This window comes from Streptomyces sp. NPDC005533, assembly GCF_042871845.1.
Taxonomy (GTDB): domain Bacteria; phylum Actinomycetota; class Actinomycetes; order Streptomycetales; family Streptomycetaceae; genus Streptomyces.
Map to the genome: position 1 here is coordinate 1 of NZ_JBIAJH010000011.1, position 19,149 is coordinate 19,149.

20 protein-coding genes are annotated in these 19,149 nt (G+C 72.0%); 7 read left to right on the plus strand and 13 right to left on the minus strand.

Going from position 1 to position 19,149, the window contains the following annotated elements:
• Nucleotides 1-98 precede the first annotated feature (98 nt).
• Complete coding sequence (locus tag ACFYP3_RS13305; RefSeq protein ID WP_030714303.1) at nucleotides 99-299, plus strand: PspC domain-containing protein; 201 nt, start codon at nucleotides 99-101, stop codon at nucleotides 297-299.
• Nucleotides 300-354: 55 nt separating this feature from the next.
• Here the strand turns inward: ACFYP3_RS13305 and ACFYP3_RS13310 are convergent, their stop codons facing one another.
• The 3 genes from ACFYP3_RS13310 to ACFYP3_RS13320 form a co-directional block, all read right to left on the minus strand.
• Entirely contained in the window at nucleotides 355-1,119 is a 765-nt protein-coding gene (locus ACFYP3_RS13310; protein WP_388831148.1) for a hypothetical protein, read from the minus strand.
• Between the two features lie 128 nt (nucleotides 1,120-1,247).
• Nucleotides 1,248-1,511 carry a hypothetical protein gene (locus ACFYP3_RS13315; RefSeq protein WP_030714310.1) on the minus strand — a complete coding sequence of 88 codons (264 nt, stop codon included), beginning with the start codon at nucleotides 1,509-1,511 and terminating at the stop codon, nucleotides 1,248-1,250.
• Nucleotides 1,512-1,650: 139 nt separating this feature from the next.
• The gene (locus ACFYP3_RS13320) at nucleotides 1,651-2,799 is read right to left on the minus strand and encodes an adenosine deaminase (protein ID WP_388831151.1); all 1,149 of its coding nucleotides are present in this window, start codon (nucleotides 2,797-2,799) and stop codon (nucleotides 1,651-1,653) included.
• A 114-nt stretch (nucleotides 2,800-2,913) separates the two neighbouring features.
• Here ACFYP3_RS13320 and ACFYP3_RS13325 point away from each other — a divergent pair, with 114 nt between their 5' ends.
• Both ACFYP3_RS13325 and ACFYP3_RS13330 read left to right on the plus strand, forming a co-directional pair.
• Entirely contained in the window at nucleotides 2,914-3,648 is a 735-nt protein-coding gene (locus ACFYP3_RS13325) for an alpha/beta hydrolase (RefSeq protein WP_388831153.1), read from the plus strand.
• Nucleotides 3,649-3,763: 115 nt separating this feature from the next.
• Nucleotides 3,764-4,132 carry a cupin domain-containing protein gene (locus ACFYP3_RS13330; protein ID WP_388831440.1) on the plus strand — a complete coding sequence of 123 codons (369 nt, stop codon included), beginning with the start codon at nucleotides 3,764-3,766 and terminating at the stop codon, nucleotides 4,130-4,132.
• Here the strand turns inward: ACFYP3_RS13330 and ACFYP3_RS13335 are convergent.
• Nucleotides 4,111-5,376: an ATP-grasp domain-containing protein gene (locus ACFYP3_RS13335; protein WP_388831155.1), complete on the minus strand. Its 1,266-nt coding sequence runs from the start codon at nucleotides 5,374-5,376 to the stop codon at nucleotides 4,111-4,113. The two genes, ACFYP3_RS13330 and ACFYP3_RS13335, sit on opposite strands and share 22 nt — an antisense overlap.
• A gap of 137 nt (nucleotides 5,377-5,513) precedes the next feature.
• Between ACFYP3_RS13335 and ACFYP3_RS13340 the strand changes: the two genes are divergently transcribed.
• Entirely contained in the window at nucleotides 5,514-6,557 is a 1,044-nt protein-coding gene (locus ACFYP3_RS13340; RefSeq protein ID WP_388831157.1) for a LuxR C-terminal-related transcriptional regulator, read from the plus strand.
• Between the two features lie 48 nt (nucleotides 6,558-6,605).
• Here the strand turns inward: ACFYP3_RS13340 and ACFYP3_RS13345 are convergent, their stop codons facing one another.
• Nucleotides 6,606-7,547 (minus strand): LysR family transcriptional regulator, encoded by a 942-nt coding sequence (locus ACFYP3_RS13345; RefSeq protein ID WP_388831159.1) that lies wholly within the window; start codon nucleotides 7,545-7,547, stop codon nucleotides 6,606-6,608.
• A 98-nt stretch (nucleotides 7,548-7,645) separates the two neighbouring features.
• On the opposite strand from ACFYP3_RS13345, the gene ACFYP3_RS13350 reads away from it, so the two are divergent.
• Nucleotides 7,646-8,938 (plus strand): MFS transporter, encoded by a 1,293-nt coding sequence (locus tag ACFYP3_RS13350; RefSeq protein ID WP_388831161.1) that lies wholly within the window; start codon nucleotides 7,646-7,648, stop codon nucleotides 8,936-8,938.
• Nucleotides 8,939-9,029: 91 nt separating this feature from the next.
• Nucleotides 9,030-9,743 (plus strand): L,D-transpeptidase family protein, encoded by a 714-nt coding sequence (locus tag ACFYP3_RS13355; RefSeq protein WP_388831163.1) that lies wholly within the window; start codon nucleotides 9,030-9,032, stop codon nucleotides 9,741-9,743.
• A 4-nt stretch (nucleotides 9,744-9,747) separates the two neighbouring features.
• On the opposite strand, the gene ACFYP3_RS13360 is transcribed toward ACFYP3_RS13355, so the two are convergent.
• The gene (locus ACFYP3_RS13360; protein WP_388831165.1) at nucleotides 9,748-11,091 is read right to left on the minus strand and encodes an MFS transporter; all 1,344 of its coding nucleotides are present in this window, start codon (nucleotides 11,089-11,091) and stop codon (nucleotides 9,748-9,750) included.
• Nucleotides 11,092-11,280: 189 nt separating this feature from the next.
• Between ACFYP3_RS13360 and ACFYP3_RS13365 the strand changes: the two genes are divergently transcribed.
• On the plus strand, nucleotides 11,281-12,285 hold the full coding sequence (locus ACFYP3_RS13365; RefSeq protein WP_388831167.1) for a sigma-70 family RNA polymerase sigma factor: 1,005 nt from the start codon (nucleotides 11,281-11,283) through the stop codon (nucleotides 12,283-12,285).
• Here the strand turns inward: ACFYP3_RS13365 and ACFYP3_RS13370 are convergent.
• The 7 genes from ACFYP3_RS13370 to ACFYP3_RS13400 all read right to left on the minus strand — a co-directional run bounded on the left by ACFYP3_RS13370 (nucleotide 12,172) and on the right by ACFYP3_RS13400 (nucleotide 19,073).
• On the minus strand, nucleotides 12,172-12,510 hold the full coding sequence (locus ACFYP3_RS13370) for an STAS domain-containing protein (RefSeq protein ID WP_388831169.1): 339 nt from the start codon (nucleotides 12,508-12,510) through the stop codon (nucleotides 12,172-12,174). The two genes, ACFYP3_RS13365 and ACFYP3_RS13370, sit on opposite strands and share 114 nt — an antisense overlap.
• An 81-nt stretch (nucleotides 12,511-12,591) precedes the next feature.
• Nucleotides 12,592-13,182, minus strand: coding sequence for a Uma2 family endonuclease (locus tag ACFYP3_RS13375; protein WP_388831171.1), 591 nt, complete (start codon nucleotides 13,180-13,182; stop codon nucleotides 12,592-12,594).
• A gap of 95 nt (nucleotides 13,183-13,277) precedes the next feature.
• A complete protein-coding gene (locus ACFYP3_RS13380; protein WP_351586138.1) occupies nucleotides 13,278-14,555 on the minus strand; it encodes a thymidine phosphorylase in 1,278 nt (425 codons plus the stop codon).
• A gap of 90 nt (nucleotides 14,556-14,645) precedes the next feature.
• Nucleotides 14,646-15,044, minus strand: coding sequence for a cytidine deaminase (locus ACFYP3_RS13385; RefSeq protein ID WP_388831173.1), 399 nt, complete (start codon nucleotides 15,042-15,044; stop codon nucleotides 14,646-14,648).
• A complete protein-coding gene (locus tag ACFYP3_RS13390) occupies nucleotides 15,041-16,306 on the minus strand; it encodes an ABC transporter permease (RefSeq protein ID WP_388831175.1) in 1,266 nt (421 codons plus the stop codon). Before ACFYP3_RS13390 ends, ACFYP3_RS13385 begins: the two co-directional genes overlap by 4 nt.
• A complete protein-coding gene (locus tag ACFYP3_RS13395; RefSeq protein ID WP_388831177.1) occupies nucleotides 16,303-17,418 on the minus strand; it encodes an ABC transporter permease in 1,116 nt (371 codons plus the stop codon). The genes ACFYP3_RS13390 and ACFYP3_RS13395 overlap by 4 nt, the downstream gene beginning before the upstream one ends.
• Nucleotides 17,415-19,073 (minus strand): ABC transporter ATP-binding protein, encoded by a 1,659-nt coding sequence (locus tag ACFYP3_RS13400; RefSeq protein ID WP_388831442.1) that lies wholly within the window; start codon nucleotides 19,071-19,073, stop codon nucleotides 17,415-17,417. The genes ACFYP3_RS13395 and ACFYP3_RS13400 overlap by 4 nt, the downstream gene beginning before the upstream one ends.
• Between the last annotated feature and the right edge of the window lie 76 nt (nucleotides 19,074-19,149).

Here is a 19,149-nt window from a genome sequence, read left to right on the forward strand (position 1 = left end):
CAACAGCGGCTACCCCATGCCAGCCACACCCGACTCCCCTGGGTGTCCCGATCTTACGAATGACCCGAATCAACCCACGAAGAAAGGTATGGAACCCCATGAGCGCCCTTGTCCGCCCCCGTGACGGCCGCTGGATCGGTGGAGTGTGCGCCGGACTGGCCAGGCGTTTCGGAATTTCCGCGAACACGATGCGCGTCATATTCGCCGTCTCGTGCCTGCTGCCCGGACCGCAGTTCCTCGTGTACATCGCGCTGTGGGTGCTGCTGCCGAACGAGAAGTCCGCCTCCACCGCCTGGTGACCGGCGGCCGCGAGCGCGATCGGCGGCCGGGGGGACGGCCGGGAGGTCTGCCGGGTCAGCCGGCCTTCCGGACCTTTTCCAGCTGCTTGTCGGTCACTTCCTGCGGCACCTGGCCCTTCTTGTCGGCGCCCGCCACGTTGAGGGCCATCAGCCGCACGACGGTGTCGCCCTCGCGTGCGACGACGAGGTGGACCTGCGCCGAGACGCCCTCACCGGCCGCGGTCGTGGTCCAGCTGACGCTCTCGTCGGCACTCGTGCGGTAGTCGACCGCCCGCACCTCGCGGTAGCTGCCGGTCTGCTTCTCGACGGTGGCGGTGAAGCCCTTGCCGCAGGCGGCCACGGCCGCCTTGAGCCGGGCGATCAGCGCCTTGGCGTCGCTCTCGGCGTAGGAGCTGACGGAGGCGGACACGGCGAGCCCGACCTGTCGCTGGGAACCGATGCCGCGGTTGACGGTCCGGCGCGCGGCCGGGTCCGGCTTGTCGCCCATGATGTCGGCGAGCGGTTGGCAGGCCTTGCGGTCGGCCTGGGGCTGGCCGTCCGGGGCCTTGGGGTTCTTGCCCTGGGCGGAGATCTGGTAGCCGGGCAGGTCGCCCTGTTCCAGCGCCGAGCGGTCCAGCTTGGTGCCGCCGGTCTTCGGCTTGGCGGATCCCGTCGAGCCGGCGGACGCCGCCGGGGCGCCGGGCGCGCCGGAGGGCTGTTCGGCGGAGCCCTTGGGGTCCCGGTCCTTGTCCGTGGCGGGGGTCGCGCTGCTGCACCCCACCGCCGCGAGGAGCAGAGCGGGGACCAGTGCGACCATCGTCGCTCGTGCCTTCTTGCGCATGACCAAAGACCTCATACCGCTTACGTCGGCGGGCAGTTGGTGGCGATCGTGGCACACGGCACGACGCGGCGCCCACCCGCTCGAAGGGGTGTGCGCCACGTGTGCCCGCGTGCGAATTCCGTACGGAATCAGCCGCCGAGGTTGCTGGTCGGCAGGCCGCCGAGCAGACCGGTCACGGGGGCGAGCGCGGAGGCCGGGTCGCTCGACTGCTGGCCGCCCTCGGGGCTCACCTGCTGCTGGCTGGTGACGCTCTGGAGCGCGCCGGTGGCGGTGCTCGCCAGGTCGGTGAGGCCGACCGCGGGAACGGCGGCGGAAGCGGTACCGGCGGCGACGGCGGCGAAGGCGGCACCGAGAGCGGCGACACCGAGGGTCTTGGCAGCTGACTGCTTCATGAAAGGTATTCCTTGCGACGGGGAATTGAGCGGCTCCGCAAACTAGTCACTTCAAACCCTCGCCCGCAAACATCATTAAATACGAGAAAGCGCCCGGGAATTGCCTCTCCCGGGCGCTTTCAGTACGTCATGCCGTGGCCTAGGCCGATACAGAACCGCTGGTGGAAGCGGTCTGCTGGAACAGCCACTCCGACTTCAGCTCCGCGTAACCGGGCTTGATGACCTCGTTGATCATGGCCAGTCGTTCATCGAAAGGAATGAACGCGGACTTCATCGCATTGACGGTGAACCACTGCATGTCGTCCAGCGTGTAGCCGAAGGTGTCCACCAGGTGCTCGAACTCGCGGCTCATGCTGGTGCCGCTCATCAGCCGGTTGTCGGTGTTGACCGTGAGCCTGAAGTGCAGCTTCCGCAGCAGGCCGATCGGGTGCTCGGCGTACGAGGCGGCCGCGGCCGTCTGCAGGTTCGAGGTGGGGCACATCTCCAGGGGGATGCGCTTGTCCCGGACGTACGAGGCCAGCCGGCCCAGCTTCACGGAGCCGTCGGCGGCGACCTCGATGTCATCGATGATCTTCACGCCGTGACCGAGGCGGTCGGCGCCGCACCACTGCAGGGCCTGCCAGATCGACGGCAGGCCGAAGGCCTCGCCCGCGTGGATGGTGAAGTGGTTGTTCTCGCGCTTGAGGTACTCGAAGGCGTCGAGGTGGCGGGTGGGGGGGAACCCGGCCTCGGCGCCGGCGATGTCGAAGCCGACGACGCCGTTGTCGCGGTAGCGGTTGGCCAGCTCGGCGATCTCCAGCGCACGGGCGGCGTGGCGCATCGCGGTCAGCAGGGCGCCGATGCGGATGCGGTGGCCGTTGGCCTTCGCGCGGCGCTCGCCCTCGCGGAAGCCGTCGTTCACGGCCTCGACGACCTCTTCGAGGGTCAGGCCGGCTTCCAGGTGCTGCTCGGGGGCGTAGCGGATCTCGGCGTACACGACGCCGTCCTCGGCCAGGTCCTCGGCGCACTCGGCGGCGACCCGGAAGAGGGCGGCCTTCGTCTGCATGACCGCGCACGTGTGCGCGAAGGTCTCCAGGTAGCGCGGGAGGGAGCCGGAGTCGGCGGCTTCGCGGAACCAGATGCCGAGCTTGTCGGCGTCGGTCTCGGGGAGGTTCTCGTAGCCGACCTCGCGGGCCAGCTCGATGATGGTCCCGGGGCGCAGTCCACCGTCGAGGTGATCGTGCAGGAGCACCTTCGGGGAGCGGCGGATCTGATCCGGGGTCGGCAGGTTGGGGGTCTCGCTCGTCATCTGCGCACTCTAACTCCTACGCGCGTAGAGCGGGGTGCAGACGGCGACCGTCGATATGTAACAGAGACCGCGCGGACGGATGGCGTACACCTCGGGGTCTGAGACTGTTCCGCCATGGCACAGCATGCGCCGCCGGCGCGCGGGGCCCGCCTGGGGCGGGCGGCCGGCGCGAGAACCGGCTCGGGTTCGAGGGAAAGCCCGGTCAACGGGGTGGTGCTCCTGCTTCCCGGAGCGTCCAGATTCTCCCCCGGTCCCGTACGTCCCCTAGCGCGGGCGCTGGCCCGGGCGGGCGGGGCGGAGGGGCTGGTCACGCACCACGTCATCCACGGCGGGGGCGCCTCGCGGGAGGAGCAGGCGGGGTGGGCGGCGGACGAGGTGGTGCGCAGGTACGGGGACGTGCCGGTGTGCCTGGCCGGCTACGACGCGGGGGGCGCGGCCGCGCTGCGCGCCGCGGGCCACGGAGCCGTCAACTCGGTTCTGGCGCTCGCCCCTTGGTTAGGCGAGGCGACGGCCCGGGACTCCCCTGAACCGGTGAAACAGCTGTCGGGGCGGCAGGTGTTGATCGTGCACGGCACCAACGACGCGCGCAGCGACCCCGAGACCTCCTTCCGGCTGGCGGCGCGGGCGAAGAAGGCGAATCGTTCGACCTGCCGCTTCGAGGTGCATTCGGACGGGCACGGACTGCGCGAGCACCAGGCCGAAGTGGTGGCGCTGTCCGTGGACTTCGTCCTGGGCGCGGTGTTCTCGGGGCGCTACTCGCGGCCGGTGACCGACGCCCTCGCCGCGCCGCCGCCGCTGGGCCTGCGGATGCCGCTCGCCTCCGGCTTCGGCCGGTCGCTGCGCAGGTGACGGAGGGTGCCGGGCTCGCGCGGGTGCGCCCGCGGAGCGGGCCCGGCACGCAGGACGGTCCCGCGCGTAGAGTGGAAACAAGGACTCGGGCGCTTCTCCGACGGAGGCGATGACCATGGCCGGCCTGGTGTCCAGGAACTTCGACGAGGCGGACGAGACGCGGCCGTTCGGGGACGGCAAGGGCCGACTCGACCTGGTGGAGACGGAAAGCGGCGTGGTCGGGCGCGCCGTCTTCGAGCCGGGCTGGAAGTGGTCCCAGCACATCAAGCCGCTGGCCGGCACGGACAGCTGCATGGGCGACCACACCGGGTACGTGATGAGCGGCCGCATGAAGATCGTCATGGACGACGGCGAGAGCGCCGAGGTCGCGGCCGGCGACTACGTCCGGATCCCGCCCGGGCACGATGCCTGGGTCGTGGGCGACGAGCGGTGCGTCGTCGTGGACTGGACGGGCTACGGAACCTACGCGAAGCCTTCCGGCTGAGGTTGCCGCAGGCCGCCCGGCGCTCCCTGCACCAGCAGGGCGGCGGCCCGGTCGAGGGTGCGGGCCAGCGAGCCCGCCGTCGGGGCGGTGGCGAGGACGTAGGCGTGGTGGCGCGCGCCCGTGGGGGCGCGGCGGACCAGGGCGCCCGGCGGGATCTCCAGCTGCACCCGGGCCACGCCCGGCACGGCGCGGGCGGCCGCGAGCGCCGGGCGCACCCCGTCGAGGCGGCCGGGCGGGAAGTCCACGTACCGCAGCCCCGCGTGGGCGGTGCGCGGGCGGGGCACGCGCGCGGGCCCGGGCAGGCCGAGTCCGGCGGCGAGCGCCAGGCCGAGCACGTCGATGCCGTGGGCGAGCCGGAGCAGTCCCGCGAACTCCTCGGGGCCCGGGCGGGCGCGGGACCCGAGGAGGCGGGGGCCGCCGGCGGTGAGGACGACGCCGGTGTGCGAGGGGCCGTCGCGGTGGCGGGCGAGGTCGAGGACCCCGCGTACGAGGGCCCGTACGGCCTCGGCGCTGCACGGGGCCAGGGCCACCGGCAGCGTGTGGCCGGAGGCCGTGAGGCCGGGGGCGGGGGTGGCGGGCGCCGGGGTGTGCAGCATGCGGGCCCAGCCGAGGATGCGGTGGTGGCCCGCCGTGGAATGGGCTTCGACGGTGAGCTGCGGTCCTTCGAGGTACTCCTCGACGAGGAGGTCGGTGACCTCGGGGTAGCCGTGCGCGGCGGCGCGGGCCTCGGACTCGTCGCGGACCAGCCGCACCCCTTCCCCGTCGGCGCCCGCCCGCGGCTTGATGACGCACGGGTAGCCGATGAGGGTGGTGACGAAGGGGAGCGCGTCGGCGCGGCCGCAGCGGGCGAAGGAGACCGGCCGGGCGGGGTGCAGGGCGTTGGAGCGGGCGCGCAGGGCGGCCTTGTCCATGAGGGCGGTGACGGCGGCGGTGGGCGTGCCGGGCAGCCCCAGTTCCTCGTTGGCGCGGGCGGCGGCGAGGGCTCCGGCGGCGTCGAAGCCGAAGACGGCGGCCCGGCCGTGCCGGACGGCCTCCATGCGGCCGAGGGCCCCGACGAGGTGACGGTGGTCGCGCCAGTCCGTCCGTACCCGCCGCTCCGCCCCCTCACGGTCGGATGGCACCGATGGACCCGGCGCGACCACCACGGTGTGCGCGCCCGCTCGGCGGGCGGCTGCCACCACGGCTGGTCGCGGGCTCAGCAGGACGGCCACGGGCCCCCGCCCCTCCGGCGTCCGCTGCCGCATACCGCGCTCCCCCCTCACGCCGTGCCTCCACTGTGCCGGTTTGGCATATGCCTGTCGTGCCAGGTCAGGCGTCGTCTTATCGCCTTGCGGGAACACGAGGGGTTTACAGACAGACACAGAACGGGACGAATTGGAATATGCCCGCAGAGGAGACCGGAGCAAACGGAGCCACCGGCGCCGCCGGGGAGCTCAGCCCTGCGGCCCGGCGCCTCTACGCGTTCGCCGTCGAGCGGCACGCCTTCGACGCGACCGAGGCCACCGCGGCCCTGGGCGTGCGCGCCGCCGCCGCGATCACCGAGCTGGCCGCCGCGCACCTGCTCCAGCGGGCGCCGGGCGGCGGGCCGGAGCGGTGGAGCGCGGTGGCCCCCCGGGCGGCGGCGGCCCGCGCGCTGGCCCCGCTGGCCCTGCTCGTACGGGAGACCCACGACGAGATGGACCGGCTGCGGGGGCGGCTGGAGACGCTGGTGCCGGCGTACGAGGCGGGCACCGCGCACCGGGACCTGAGCGGGTCGGGCCGGCTGGAGCTGATCACGGACCTCGGCGCGGTACGGGGGCTGATCGCGGAGCTGGCCGCCTCGTGCGAGCGGGAGCTGCTGACCTCGCAGCCGGGCGGGGGCCGGCCGCCTGAGACGCTGGAGGAGTCGATCGGGCGGGACGAGTCGCTGCTGACGCGCGGGGTCCGGATGCGGACGATCTACCAGCACACGGCGCGGTACTCGCGGCCGACGGCGGCGTACGTGGAGCGGGTGACGGCACTGGGCGCGCAGGTGCGGACGCTGGGCGACGGGCTGATGCGGATGCTGGTCTTCGACGGGCAGACGGGGCTCATGGCGGTGCCGGACCGGACCGGGGCGGCGCTGGTGGTGCGGGAGCCGAGCGTCGTGCACTTCATGACGTCGGCCTTCGAGCGGTCCTGGCTCGGGGCGGAGCCCTTCCCGACGTCGGTGAGCCCGGAGGCGGCGCGGTCGATCTCGGACGAGCTGCGGCAGACGATCGTGCGGCTGCTGTCGGAGGGGCTGGAGGACAAGGTGATCGCGCGCCGGCTGGGGATGTCGGAGCGGACCTGCCAGCGGCACATCGCCGAGATCATGCGCGCGGTCGGGGCGAAGTCCCGCTTCCAGGCGGGCTACTTGCTCTCGGCGGCGCCGGCCCCGGCGCCCGCCCGGACGGATCCGGCCTGATCGTGCCACCTCCGGGTGCGGCGGGGTGATCGGTTTTCCGCGGTCGCGTCACGCGGCGGGTGGTTCCAGTTCGGGGATCAGGCGGCCGCGGCGGGAGAGCAGGAAGCGCTTGAACTCCGCCACGGGCGGGGTGTCGGGGTGGCCGTCGAGCCAGGCGACGCCGATCTCGCGGACGGCGCGCGGGGCGGTGACGGTCAGTTCGACCACTCCGGGGCGGGCCACGGCCGGGGGCGGCAGGAGGGCCACGCCGAGGCCGGCGGCGACCAGGCCGCGCAGGGTCTCGGCCTCCTCGCCCTCGAAGGCGACGCGCGGGGTGAAGCCGGCCTCCGCGCACAGGTCGTCGGTGATGCGGCGCAGGCCGTAGCCGGGTTCGAGGGTGACGAAGGTTTCCTCCGCGGCCTCGGCGAGGCGGATGCGCTTGCGGACGGCGAGGCGGTGGTCCTCGGGGACGACCAGGCGCAGTCGCTGTTCGTCGAGGCGGCGGGCGACGAGGTCGGGGGCGTCGGGGAGGGGTGAGGTGAGGCAGAGGTCGAGCGTGCCGGCCCGGAGCTTCTCCAGCATGGCCTCGCCGTAGTTCTGGACGAGGGAGAAGCGCACGCGCGGGTGGTCGGCCCGGAAGGCGCGGATCAGGCCGGGTACGGTCTCGGAGCCGAGGGTGTGGAGGAAGCCGAAGGCGACCTTGCCCAGGGCCGGGTCGGCGTCCTGCTGGACGGATTCGGCGGCGCGGGCGATGCCGTCCAGGGCCTGTTCGGCGAAGGCCAGGAAGGTGCGGCCCGCCGTGGTGAGGGCGACGTTGCGGCCCTTGCGGGCGAACAGCGTGACGCCCAGGTCCTGTTCGAGGCGGACCATGGCCCGCGACAGGGTGGACTGCGGTACGCCCAGTTCGTGTGCGGCGCGGGTGACGTGCTCGTGCCGGGCGACGGCGGCGAAATAGGCGAGGCGCGGGGCCAGCAGACGTGTCACCGCCATGTCTTCTTCGTAACGGTTCATAGACAGGCGCCGCCCTGAGCTGTGGTGATGCACGAGTGGATCGATTATCGCGATTCTGTGCATTGGACGCATCAAAAACACGCGCCTACCTTCGACGTATGCCTCCCGTTCATACCGGGGCACCCGTGATCCCGGGTGCCTCCACCCCGTCGTTTCCGCAGTCCGAAGCCCCCGAGCCGCGCGCTCCCGGCCGCCCCGGCTACCGCCGGATGAGCCTCGCGCTCTTCGCCGCCGGTCTGGCGACGTTCGCCCTCCTCTACTCCACCCAGGCGCTGTTGCCCGCGATCTCCGCCGGTTTCGGGGTGACGGCGGGCCGGGCCAGCTGGACGGTGTCCGCGGCCACCGGCGCACTCGCGCTGTTCGTCCTGCCGTTGAGCGCGCTGTCCGAGCGGTTCGGCCGCACGCGGACGATGACCTGGTCGATGGTGGTGGCCGTGGGCGTGGGCCTGCTGGTGCCGTTCGCGCCGAGCCTGGAGTGGCTGGTGGTGCTGCGCGCCGTCCAGGGCGCGGCGATCGCCGGGATCCCGGCCTCCGCGATGGCGTACCTGGCCGAGGAGGTCAGGCCGAAGGCCCTGGTGGGCGCGATCGGCCTGTTCGTGGCGGGGAACTCGATCGGCGGGATGAGCGGCCGTCTCGTCACGGGCTGGGCGGCGCAGCTGTGGGGCTGGCGGGCGGGGCTGGGAGCGGTCGCCCTGATGTCGCTGGTCTGCGCGGTGGCGTTCCTGGTGCTGCTGCCCAGGGCGCGGTTCTTCCGCCCGGCGTCGCTGAACCCGCGGGCGGTGGGCCGTACCGTCGTCGGTCATCTGCGGGATCCGCTGCTGCTGCGGCTGTACGGGATCGGCGCGCTGTTCATGACGGTGTTCGGCGCGGTCTACACGGTCATCGGCTACCGCCTGGTGGACGAGCCGTTCTCGCTCGGGCAGGGCGTGATCGGGTCGATCTTCCTGATCTACCTGGTGGGTACGGTCTCCTCGGCCGCCGCCGGCAAGCTGGTGGCCCGTACGGGTCGGCGCGGCGCGCTGTACCTGGCCGTGACGACCACGGCGCTGGGCCTGCTGCTGTCGCTGGCCGAGTCGCTGGCGGCGGTGCTGATCGGGCTGGTCCTGATCACGGCGGGCTTCTTCGCCGGGCACGCGGTGGCCTCCGCCGCGGTGAGCCGGACGGCGAAGACGGGCCGGGCGCAGGCCTCCGCGCTCTACCAGTCGGCGTACTACCTCGGCTCCAGCGCCGGCGGCACCCTGGGCGCCCTCGCGTACCACGGGGCCGGGTGGGCCGCCACGGTCGGGATCGCGCTGCTGGCGGTGCTGGGCGTCGTGTCCATCACCCTGTACGGGTCGCACGCGGCCCGCGCGGAGCGCCGGATGCCGGCGTCGGCCATGGCCGCGCGCTGACGAAATCTACGCTCCCGCACGAGGCAACCCCCGCACGTTTTCCGGGCATTCAACACGGTGGACGGAAGCGGTGCGAACAGGGGAGGTCCGGATGGGGACGCTGACGGCACGCGGGCGCGTGAAGCGGCGGGCGACGGTGGCGGGCGGGGTGGTGGCGCTGGCGCTGCCGCTGGTGGTCGCGGGGGGCGGGACGGCGCAGGCGGCCGGCTCCTGCAACCTCACGACGGGGCCGTACCAGCGGCAGGTGGAGCAGTTCCTGGGCCGGCCCGTCGACGGGAAGCAGTCCGCGGCGGACTGCACGGCGATCAGGTCGTTCCAGGCGAGTCACGGGATCACCCCGACCCAGGGGTACGCCGGACCGCTGACCTGGCAGACGATGAGCACGATGCTGGCCCAGCGGGCGGCGGGCAGCGCCCCGAACAGGGCGGGCGACTGCCCGGTGGACCGGGGGCGGATCGCCTGCGTCGACCTGACGCGGCAGCTCAGCTGGATCCAGGACGGCGCGGCGCTGACGTACGGCCCCGTCCCGGTCCGTACCGGCAAGGACGGCACGGAGACCCGGACGGGATTGAAGAAGATCTACTACCGCAGCATCGACCACTGGTCGACGCTCTACGACGTCTCGATGCCGTACGCGCAGTTCTTCGACGGCGGCATCGCCTTCCACTCGACCACCAAGAGCATGTGGAACCCGCCCGGTTCGGGCGGCTGCGTGAACATGCGGCCCGCCGACGCGAAGGCGTACTGGAACCTGCTGGGGAAGGGCGAGGACGTCTACGTGTACGGCCGCAAGCCCGGCACCTGAGCCCTCACCGCGCCGGGGCGGGCTCCGTCGCGGCGCGCTCGGCCGCCGCCCGCAGCTCGTCCAACCGCCGCAGGCCGGACCGCCGTTGGACGAGGGACAGGCCCGCCACGGCCGCGCCGAGGACCAGCCATCCCGCGGGGCCCGCGGTCATCACCGCGCCGGTGAGCAGCAGCGGGCCGGCGGACTTCTGGACGGACTGCGCCATGCCGGCCACGCCGAGGTACGAGGCCCGCGCCCGCGGGGGCGCGAGGGAGACCGCCAGTTCCCAGGAGCTCACCGAGCGCATCAGCTCCGCCGCGGTGGCCAGCACCGCCGCGGCGAGCAGGGCCGCCGAGGCGGTCCACATCCCGCCGCCGGCCGCCGCGGCCAGCAGGCCGCAGCACGCGAGCGTGGTCACCCCGTACAGCGCGACCGCGCGCGTCGCGGCGCGGGCGCCGTGGAAACGGGCCGACACCCGCAGCTGGAGGACGACGACGAGCACGGTGTTGAGGACCAGGAAGGCGGGGATCAGGGCGTGCGGGGCAGCGGTGTGGTTCACCAGCCACAGGGGCAGGCCGACGGCGAGGATCGAGTCGTCCAGGTTCATCAGGATGTCGAGCAGGACGAACCGGAGGTAGCCGCGGTCGCGCCAGGCGCTCGGTGCGGGCCCGGCCGCGGTCGCCGCGGGGGCCGTGCCCGGCGCGGCGCCGCCGGGGGGCGCGACCACCATCCCGCGGCCGCGCGGCTCGCGGGTGCGCCACACGAGGAGCGCGGCCACGAGGAACGACAGGGCGTTGGCCAGGATCAGCACGTGGTAGGCGCCGCGGGTGCCGACGGCGAGGCCGATGGCGGCGAGGCCGGCGCCGAGGGCGTAGCCGGCGTTGGCCGCACTGCGCGACAGCGCCTGGTAGGTGGCGCGCCGCTCGCCCGCGACGCGGGTGGCGAAGAGCATCTCCAGCGTCTTGGCGGCGCGGTCGCCCAGGTGGGTGAGGGCGAAGACGGGCAGCAGCACTGCGAAGTCGGTGACGGCCAGCAGCGCGCAGAGGGTCCCGAGGCGGACCAGGTGGCAGCCGATCAGCAGGGCGCGCAGGGGAACGCGGTCGGCGAGGTGGCCGGCCAGCGGCGATCCGGCGATGCCCGCCACCCCTGCCGCGCCCAGCAGCAGGCCGAGCCGTCCGGCGTCGAGGCCGACGACGAAGGTGAGGTACAGGACGCAGGACGCGGCCCACACGCCCGTCCCCGCGCGGTCCAGGAACTGGGCGAGCAGCATGATCCGCGCGTCCCGGCCGCCCGGTGGCCGGCGCAACTGCGCCGGCAGCCCGGCCGCCGCCCCCTGCCGTGCCGTCCGGATCTTCCCGCCGCGCCGCATCCCGGGCCCCCCGCATCCACCGTCCAGGTATCTCGATGTCGAGATACCTGCGGAAGCCTGCCGCCTTTTAATCTTGATGTCAAGATACTTGACATCAACAGAACAGGGTCGTCGAGCGCTTCCGGCTGCCGTTGTCAGAGGCCTCCGATAGTTTCGGGAGTAGCCGAACCAGCAGGGGGATGAACGGACATGAGCGACCTCGCCATCAGTACGGACCTCGACACGGCGATGGACCGGTACCGGGTCGAGCTCACCGGCTACTGCTACCGGATGCTCGGCTCCTCCTTCGACGCCGAGGACGCCGTGCAGGACACCTACGTCCGCGCCTGGCGCTCCTACGAGAAGTTCGAGGGCCGCTCCTCCCTGCGGTCATGGCTGTACCGGATCGCCACCAACGTCTGCCTCGACCTGCTGAACGCCGGGAACAAGCGGGCCCGCCCCATGGACCTGACCGCCCCCCAGCACCAGGCCTCCGCCGTGCTCAACGAGCGGCCCGAGGTGACCTGGCTGGAGCCGGTCCCGGACGGCCGGGTGCTGCCGCAGACCGCCGATCCGGCCGAGATGGCGCTGGCGAAGGAGTCCGTGCGGCTGGCCTTCGTCGCCGCCCTGCAGCACCTGCCGGCGAAGCAGCGGGCGGTGCTGATCCTGCGCGAGGTGCTGGCCTGGAAGGCCGACGAGGTCGCCCGGCTGCTGGAGACCACGGTGGCCTCGGTGAACAGCGCCCTGCAGCGGGCCCGGGCCACCCTGGCCTCGCAGGGCATCCGCGACAGCGATCCCGCGGACCCGCTCGACCCGGACCAGGCGAAGCTGCTGGAGCGGTACGTGTCCGCCTTCGAGGCCTACGACATCACGCGGCTCACCTCGCTGCTGCACGAGGACGCCGTGCTGTCGATGCCGCCGTTCGACCTGTGGCTGCGCGGCCACGAGGACATCGCGGCCTGGCACCTGAACCAGGGCATCGGCTGCAAGGGCTCGCGGCTGGTCCCGACGACGGCCAACGGCCTGCCCGCCTTCGGGCAGTACCGGCCGGCCGCCGACGGGAAGGGCCACACCCCGTGGGCGCTCCAGGTCCTGGAGATCTCAGACGGCAGGATCGTCGGGCTCAACGCCTTCCTGGACACCGCCCGCTGGTTCCCCCTCTTCGGTCTCCCCGAGCAGCTCGACGAGTCCCACGAGGCCCAGCAGGGCGCGTAGGGCGGGGCCCGCGCCGGTCACGGTGAAGCCCCCGCGCCCGCGGGCGGTCAGCCGCAGCCGCGCCAGCACCTCGACGGCGGCCAGGTCCGGCGCGGTGACGGCCCCGACGTCGCACTCCACCGCCGTCGCCCCGCCCTCGTACAGCCGGGCCAGCTGGGCGCACAGCCGTGCGGCGTCGCGGCGGGTCGATCCGGGTCCGGGCAGCACGAGTCGTCTGGTCTCCACAAGGGAAGGACCGCCGGGCCCACCGGAACTCATCGGCGGGGCCGCGACAAGGCGCGGTGAATCCCCGCCCCGGCTCCGAGATCAGGGGAGGGGGAAGCCGAACGTGTCGAGGACGAGGTCGAACGGCTCGGGGAGATGGACGGCCTCGCCGAACTTGCCCGCGTGCAGAAGGCGGTACTTGCCGTCGCCGGGCTCGCCGTACAGGTGGATGGTGGGGCTGCCCGTCGCGTGGGGATCGATGAGCAGGTAGAGCGGTACGCCCGCCGCGGCGTAGCCGTTGAGCTTCGCGACGCGGTCGTTTACGGCGTTCGACTTCGAGGTGACCTCGACGACGAGTTCGGCGGCGGCTGCCGGGATGTAGTTGGCGTCTTCGAGAACGACCTCGTCCGGCGCCACGACCAGGTCGGGGACGTAGAGCCCGCTCCGGGACGGAACCGCGACGTTGAGGGTCTGGTAGACCTCACAGGCCTCTGGCAGAACGGCCATCAGAGCCCGCTGGACCTTGACGGCGATGTAGTTGTGGTGGTTGACGGGCGGTGGCGCCACGGTGATGATCCCCTCGATGATCTCCACCCTGGAGCCCTCCGGCCAATCCGTCCCCTCCCAGAGACGGACCAGGCCGTCCCAGCCATCACCTTCTGCAGGCTCGTGCTGGACCGTGAGTGCGCTCATGGTGTGCTCCTCAAGCTGTTGGCACCGATCCCAGCATGCCGAACGGGACCGGCGGGGGTCCACCGGTCCCGTTCACCCGAAAGGGAAGCCGCAGGTCAGGCGATGCGGTCCAGGATGATCGGCGTGGCGGAGAAGGCCGTGCCGGCCGGGGAGACGTCGTACGTGCCCTCCAGCGCGGACAGGGCGTACGCGAACTTCTCCGGGGTGTCCGTGTGCAGGGTCATCAGCGGCTGGCCGGCGGTGACGGTGTCGCCCGGCTTCGCGTGCAGCTCGACGCCCGCGCCGGCCTGCACCGGGTCCTCCTTGCGGGCGCGGCCGGCGCCCAGGCGCCAGGCGGCGACGCCGACCCCGTACGCGTCCAGGCGGGTCAGGACGCCCGAAGCGGGGGCGGTGACCACGTGCTGCTCGCGGGCCACCGGCAGGGTCGCGTCCGGGTCGCCGCCCTGGGCCGCGATCATCCGGCGCCAGTGGTCCATCGCGGAGCCGTCGGCGAGGGCCTTGGCCGGGTCGGCGTCCTTGATGCCCGCCGCGTCCAGCATCTCCTTGGCCAGGGCGATGGTCAGCTCGACCACGTCGGCGGGGCCGCCGCCGGCCAGGACCTCGACCGACTCGCGGACTTCGAGGGCGTTGCCGGCGGTCAGGCCGAGCGGGGTGGACATGTCGGTGAGCAGGGCGACGGTCTTGACGCCGCTGTCCGTGCCGAGACCGACCATGGTGCGGGCCAGCTCGCGGGCGTCCTCGATGTTCTTCATGAAGGCGCCGGTGCCGACCTTCACGTCCAGGACGAGCGAGCCGGTGCCCTCGGCGATCTTCTTGGACATGATCGAGGAGGCGATCAGCGGGATGGCCTCGACCGTGCCGGTGACGTCGCGCAGGGCGTAGAGCTTCTTGTCCGCCGGGGCCAGGCCGTCGCCGGCCGCGCAGATGACGGCGCCCGTGGTGTCGAGGACGTGCAGCATCTCCTCGTTGGACAGCAGCGCGCGCCAGCCGGGGATGGACTCCAGCTTGTCGAGGGTGCCGCCGGTGTGGCCGAGGCCGCGCCCGGAGAGCTGCGGGACGGCCGCGCCGCAGGCGGCGACGAGCGGGGCCAGGGGCAGGGTGATCTTGTCGCCCACGCCGCCGGTGGAGTGCTTGTCGGCGGTGGGGCGGGAGAGGGAGTCGAAGTTCATGCGCTCGCCGGAGGCGATCATCGCCGCGGTCCAGCGGGCGATCTCGGTGCGGTTCATGCCGTTCAGCAGGATGGCCATCGCCAGCGCCGACATCTGCTCGTCGGCGACGACACCGCGCGTGTACGCGTCGATGACCCAGTCGATCTGCTCGGGGCTCAGCTCACCGCGGTCCCGCTTGGTCCGGATGACGGAGATGACGTCCATGTGGTGCTTCCTTCTACGCGCATAGAGAGAGGGGTTTGCGGAAGTACGACGGCCCTCCGCCCCGGCAGGGGCGAAGGGCCGTCGGCACGGCTATCTCAGGTGGTCGGGCCCGAAGGCCTGGGGCAGCATCTCCGCCAGCGGGAGGATCCCCTTCGGGGTCTCCACCAGCAGGTCCGGTCCGCCGAATTCGAAGAGCAGCTGCCGGCAGCGGCCGCACGGCACGAGGATCTCGCCCCGGCCGTCGACGCACGTGAAGTGCGTGAGGCGGCCACCGCCCGTGGCCTGGAGGGAGGACACCAGGCCGCACTCGGCGCACAGGCTGAGGCCGTAGCTCGCGTTCTCCACGTTGCAGCCGACGACGGTGCGGCCGTCGTCGACGAGGGCGGCGACCCCGACCGCGAAGCCCGAGTACGGGGCGTACGCCCGGGACATCGCGTCCCGGGCGGCCGTCCGCAGGGCTTCCCAGTCCACGGCGTGGGCCGGGGTCACTTGCCCTGGCCCTTGCGGTACGGCATGCCGTCCGCCTTCGGCATCCGCAGGCGCTGCGCGGACAGGGCGAGCACCAGCAGCGTGGTCACGTACGGGGCCGCGTCCACGAACTGGCTCGGCACCGAGTCGGTCATCGCGTACCAGACGAACAGCAGCGCGGCGCAGGCCGCCGAGATGCAGGCCTGCAGGTATTTCTTCTTGTAGAGCTGCCAGGCGCAGACGAGCACCAGCACGATGGCGATCAGCAGCAGCATGGCGTGGACGTTCGTGGCGCCACCGCGCAGCTTGAGGCTGTCGATGAAGCCGAACAGGCCCGCGCCCAGCGCCATGCCGCCCGGCATCCAGTTACCGAAGATCATCGCGGCGAGACCGATGTAACCGCGCCCGCCCGTCTGGCCCTCCTGGTAGATCGGGCTGGCGACGATCGACAGGAACGCGCCGCCCAGGCCGGCCAGGCCGCCCGAGACGATCACGGCGATGTACTTGTACTTGTAGACGTTGACGCCCAGCGACTCGGCCGCGATCGGGTTCTCACCGCAGGAGCGCAGCCGCAGACCGAAGGTGGTCCGCCACAGCACCCACCAGGTGGCCGGGATCAGCAGCAGGGCGACGATGGTCAGCAGGGACAGCTCGGTGACCAGGCCGCCGATGACGCCGGCGAGGTCCGAGACGAAGAACCAGTGCTTGGCCTGGAGGTCGGACATCCAGTCGGACAGCCCCGGGACGGTGATCTTGTAGATCGGTTCGACGTGCGGCGACTGCTTGGAGGAGCCGCCCGGCGCGTCCGCGAAGGTGAAGTTCGACAGGTACTGCGTGAAGCCCAGCGCCAGGATGTTGACGGCCACACCGGAGACGATGTGGTTGACGTTGAAGGTGATCGTGATGATCGCGTGCAGCAGGCCGCCGATGGCGCCGCCGATGATGCCGGCCATGACGCCGGTCCACGGACCCCACTGGTAGCCGGCCCAGGCACCGAACCAGGTGCCGAGGATCATCATGCCTTCGAGGCCGATGTTGACGACGCCCGCGCGCTCGGCCCACAGACCGCCGAGGCCGGCGAGGCCGATCGGGACGGCGAGCGAGAGCGCGCCGGAGACCTGGCCGACGGAGGTCAGGTCGTTCGCGCCGCTGATCAGGCGGACCAGCGAGACCAGCGCGAGGCCACCCGCGATGATCAGCATGATCCAGGGCAGGGTGAGCTTCTTGCGACCGCCGGACTTCTTCGGGGCGGCAGCCGTCGCGGAGACAGTGCTGGTGCTCACGCCGCGACCTCCTTGTCGGTCTTGATGGCGTGCCCGGCGGCGAGCTCCTCGCCGACCTTCTGCTGCTGGCGCCGGACGCCGTAGCGGCCGACGAGTTCGTACGAGACGACGACCGCGATCACGATCAGGCCCTTCATGATCGTGCCGATCTCCTTCGCGTACCCGGCCTGGTCGAGCGAGGCCGAGGCCTTGTCGATGAAGGCCATCAGGAACGCGGCGAAGAGCATGCCGACCGGGCTGTTGCGGCCGAGCAGCGCGATGGTGATGCCGGTGAAGCCGACACCGACGGGGAAGGCCAGGTTGTAGGTGTGCGTCTCGCCCAGCAGCTGCGGCATGCCGGCGAGACCCGCGACCGCACCGGAGATGAGCATCGAGGTGATGATCATCTTCTTGGCGTCGACGCCGGAGGCCTGGGCGGCGGACTCGCTGGCGCCGGTGGCGCGCAGGTCGAAGCCGAAGCGGGTCCGGTTGAGGGCGAACCAGTAGACGATGCCGAGGGCGAAGGCCACGAAGGTGAAGCCGTAGAGCTCCAGGCCGTCGCCGAGGGACACGGCCGGGAACCAGCCCGACTCGGCGATGTCGCCGGTCGTCAGGTCGTTGGAGCCCACGGCCTGGACGCCGAGGTTCTTCGTCAGCATCAGCCAGGCGATCAGGCTGGTCGCGATGGCGTTCAGCATGATCGTGGAGACGACCTCGCTCACGCCGCGCTTCGCCTTGAGGACACCGGCGATACCGGACCAGAAGGCACCGACGAGCATCGCCACGAGGACGATCAGCAGCAGGTGCAGCGGGCCCGGCAGGGCCACGGCCGCACCGACCACGGCGGAGAGCATCGCCGCGAGGCGGTACTGGCCGTCGACGCCGATGTTGAAGAGGTTCATCCGGAAGCCGATGGCCACGGCCAGGGCCGCCAGGTAGTACGTACCGGCCTGGTTCACGATGAGGACCTGGACGTCCTCGTAGCCGGCGTTCTCCACCATGAGGCGCAGCGGCTCGATCGGGTCGATGCCCGTCGCCGCCAGCACGATCATGGTCAGCAGGAAGGCGCTGACCAGGGCCAGCACGGGCCCGGCGAAGCCGAGGAGCAGCCGGTCCTTGTCGAATTTCTTCATCGGGCCTCATCCTCCGTCGTGTCACCGTCGGCAGCGGCGGAGTGGTTGTCGGTGGCTTCCAGGTGCCCGGAGGCGGCGCCCGTCATGGCGGTGCCGAGCTCCTCCGGGGTGACGGTCGCGGGGTCGGCGTCCGCGACCAGGCGACCGCGGTAGATCACCCGCAGGGTGTCGGACAGGCCGATGAGCTCGTCCAGGTCCGCGGAGATGAGCAGGACGGCCAGGCCCTCGCGGCGGGCGTCGCGGATCGCGTCCCAGATCTGCGCCTGCGCGCCGACGTCCACACCGCGGGTGGGGTGGGCGGCGATGAGGAACTTCGGGTTGTGGCTCATCTCGCGGCCGACGATCAGCTTCTGCTGGTTGCCGCCGGAGAGCGAGGCCGCGGTGACCTCGATGCCGGGCGTGCGGACGTCGTACTCGCGCACGATCCGCTCGGTGTCCTTGCGGGCCGCCTTCGTGTCGAGGATGCCGCGCTTGGAGTTGGGCGCCTCGGTGACGTGGCCGAGGATGCGGTTCTCCCACAGCGGGGACTCCAGCAGCAGGCCGTGCCGGTGCCGGTCCTCGGGGATGTAGCCGATGCCGCCCTCGCGGCGCTTGCGCACCGGGGCCTTCGTGATGTCCGTGCCGTCGAGCGTGATCACGCCCGTGTCGGCGGAGGCCATGCCCATGAGGGCTTCGATCAGCTCGGTCTGGCCGTTGCCCTCGACACCGGCGATGCCGAGGATCTCGCCCTTGTGGATGGTGAAGCTGACGTCGTCCAGCAGGAGGCGGCCGACCTCGACGTGCTCCACGATCGCGGAGTCCGCGGCGGCCGCGGGCACCAGGACCTCCGGCTCGGCGACGACGGCGTCGGTCGCGGCGAGGGTCAGGTTCCGCACCTGGAGCATCGGGACGTCGGTCACCGTCGACTCGCGGGTCTCCGGCGAGGGCAGCTCCGCACCGACCATCAGCTCGGCGAGCTGCTTGGTGGTGGCGGTCCTCGGGTCGGCGGTGCCGACCGTGGTGCCGCGCCGGATGACGGTGATGTCGTCGGCGACCTTCAGCACCTCGCCCAGCTTGTGCGAGATGAAGATGACGGTCAGGCCTTCGGCCTTGAGCTCGCGCAGGTTGTCGAAGAGGGCGTCCACCTCCTGCGGCACGAGCACGGCGGTCGGCTCGTCGAGGATGAGGATCTGCGCGCCGCGGTAGAGGACCTTGAGGATCTCCACGCGCTGGCGGTCGGCGACACCGAGGTCCTCGACCAGGACGTCGGGGCGTACGCCGAGGCCGTACGCGTCCGAGATCTCCTTGATCTTCTTGCGGGCCTTGGCGCCGATGCCGTACAGCTTCTCGCCGCCGAGAACCACGTTCTCCAGGACGGTGAGGTTGTCGGCGAGCATGAAGTGCTGGTGCACCATGCCGATGCCGCGGGCGATGGCGTCGCCGGGGGTGGTGAAGGAGACCTGCTCCCCGTCGATGGCGATGGTGCCCTCGTCCGGCTTCTGCATGCCGTAGAGGATCTTCATCAGGGTCGACTTGCCGGCGCCGTTCTCGCCGATCAAGGCATGGACCGTGCCCTTGCGGACGGTGATCGCGATGTCCTTGTTGGCGACGACGCCGGGGAAGCGCTTGGTGATGCCGTGCAGTTCTACGGCGGGGGGCGGGCTGGACGCGTTGATGACGCACTCTCCTTGGCGCGGAAGGAGCGGAAGGCAGGGGGGGACAGGGCGGGGAGTGAAAGTATCGCGTCCACGA

Bases quoted from the DNA above. Each gene is read 5' to 3' on its own strand.
- ACFYP3_RS13335 (WP_388831155.1), bottom strand. From the start codon at position 5,376: ATGCGGCAGCGGACGCCGGAGGGGCGGGGGCCCGTGGCCGTCCTGCTG.
- ACFYP3_RS13395 (WP_388831177.1), bottom strand. From the start codon at position 17,418: ATGAAGAAATTCGACAAGGACCGGCTGCTCCTCGGCTTCGCCGGGCCC.
- ACFYP3_RS13360 (WP_388831165.1), bottom strand. From the start codon at position 11,091: ATGCGGCGCGGCGGGAAGATCCGGACGGCACGGCAGGGGGCGGCGGCC.
- ACFYP3_RS13315 (WP_030714310.1), bottom strand. From the start codon at position 1,511: ATGAAGCAGTCAGCTGCCAAGACCCTCGGTGTCGCCGCTCTCGGTGCC.
- ACFYP3_RS13365 (WP_388831167.1), top strand. From the start codon at position 11,281: ATGAGCGACCTCGCCATCAGTACGGACCTCGACACGGCGATGGACCGG.
- ACFYP3_RS13325 (WP_388831153.1), top strand. From the start codon at position 2,914: ATGGCACAGCATGCGCCGCCGGCGCGCGGGGCCCGCCTGGGGCGGGCG.
- ACFYP3_RS13375 (WP_388831171.1), bottom strand. From the start codon at position 13,182: ATGAGCGCACTCACGGTCCAGCACGAGCCTGCAGAAGGTGATGGCTGG.
- ACFYP3_RS13380 (WP_351586138.1), bottom strand. From the start codon at position 14,555: ATGGACGTCATCTCCGTCATCCGGACCAAGCGGGACCGCGGTGAGCTG.
- ACFYP3_RS13340 (WP_388831157.1), top strand. From the start codon at position 5,514: ATGCCCGCAGAGGAGACCGGAGCAAACGGAGCCACCGGCGCCGCCGGG.
- ACFYP3_RS13345 (WP_388831159.1), bottom strand. From the start codon at position 7,547: ATGAACCGTTACGAAGAAGACATGGCGGTGACACGTCTGCTGGCCCCG.
- ACFYP3_RS13310 (WP_388831148.1), bottom strand. From the start codon at position 1,119: ATGCGCAAGAAGGCACGAGCGACGATGGTCGCACTGGTCCCCGCTCTG.
- ACFYP3_RS13320 (WP_388831151.1), bottom strand. From the start codon at position 2,799: ATGACGAGCGAGACCCCCAACCTGCCGACCCCGGATCAGATCCGCCGC.
- ACFYP3_RS13355 (WP_388831163.1), top strand. From the start codon at position 9,030: ATGGGGACGCTGACGGCACGCGGGCGCGTGAAGCGGCGGGCGACGGTG.
- ACFYP3_RS13305 (WP_030714303.1), top strand. From the start codon at position 99: ATGAGCGCCCTTGTCCGCCCCCGTGACGGCCGCTGGATCGGTGGAGTG.
- ACFYP3_RS13350 (WP_388831161.1), top strand. From the start codon at position 7,646: ATGCCTCCCGTTCATACCGGGGCACCCGTGATCCCGGGTGCCTCCACC.
- ACFYP3_RS13330 (WP_388831440.1), top strand. From the start codon at position 3,764: ATGGCCGGCCTGGTGTCCAGGAACTTCGACGAGGCGGACGAGACGCGG.